Source organism: Bacillus sp. LR--39, assembly GCF_053613335.1.
Map to the genome: position 1 here is coordinate 1 of NZ_JBSIOT010000520.1, position 900 is coordinate 900.

Below are 900 nucleotides of genomic sequence, written 5' to 3' on the forward strand. Positions count from 1 at the left end.
TGATCGGAGGCCCGCTGGCAAAACAACGGCGGGAGCGGCTCGGCGAAATATTAAAAATCGGCTATACAAATGGGAAACAGCTTCAAAAGCGGCTGCAAAAGTTTCAGATCAAAAAGAGTGATTATTTAAGCGCACTGGATGCTGTGCTGCGGGAGGAAGAACATGAATAAAGATATCGCCACCCCAATTAGGACTAAGGAAATTCTCAATAAATACGGATTTTCATTCAAAAAAAGCCTGGGGCAGAACTTCTTGATTGACACGAACATATTGGACAGAATTGTCGACCATGCCGGTGTGACGGAGCGTACAGGCGTGATTGAAATCGGTCCGGGGATCGGGGCATTGACCGAGCAGCTGGCAAAGCGTGCGAAGAAAGTAACGGCCTTTGAGATCGACCAACGGCTTCTGCCGATTTTAGAAGATACGCTTTCTCCGTATGATAATGTGACTGTCATTCACCAGGATGTCCTGAAGGCCGATGTCCGAGCGGTAATGGACGAACAGTTTCAAGACTGCGATGAGGTGATGGTTGTCGCCAACCTCCCGTATTACGTCACGACTCCGATCATCATGAAGCTTTTAGAAGAAAATCTGCCGCTGAAAGGAATCGTCGTCATGCTTCAAAAAGAGGTGGCGGACCGAATGGCTGCAAAACCTTCTTCAAAGGAATACGGGTCCCTTTCCATCGCGGTGCAGTTTTATACGGAGGCCAAAACGGTCATGAATGTACCAAAGACCGTATTTGTCCCTCAGCCTAACGTAGATTCCGCGGTCATCAGGCTGACGCTGAGGAAAGAGCCGGCTGTGGCCGTTCAAGATGCTGCCTTTTTCTTTCAAGTCGTAAAAGCAAGCTTTGCACAGCGTCGAAAAACGCTTTTCAACAACCTCGTCAACAAT

The 900-nt window shown here is 48.3% G+C and carries 2 protein-coding genes; both read left to right on the forward strand.

What is annotated here, in order from left to right; genetic code table 11:
* Positions 1-170, forward strand: a 170-nt coding sequence (locus ACWHAR_RS24605; RefSeq protein ID WP_452088124.1) for a DUF4093 domain-containing protein, incomplete at its 5' end; no start/stop codon positions are given.
* Positions 163-900, forward strand: a 738-nt coding sequence (rsmA, locus tag ACWHAR_RS24610; RefSeq protein WP_452088123.1) for a 16S rRNA (adenine(1518)-N(6)/adenine(1519)-N(6))-dimethyltransferase RsmA, incomplete at its 3' end; no start/stop codon positions are given. The genes ACWHAR_RS24605 and rsmA, both read left to right, overlap by 8 nt.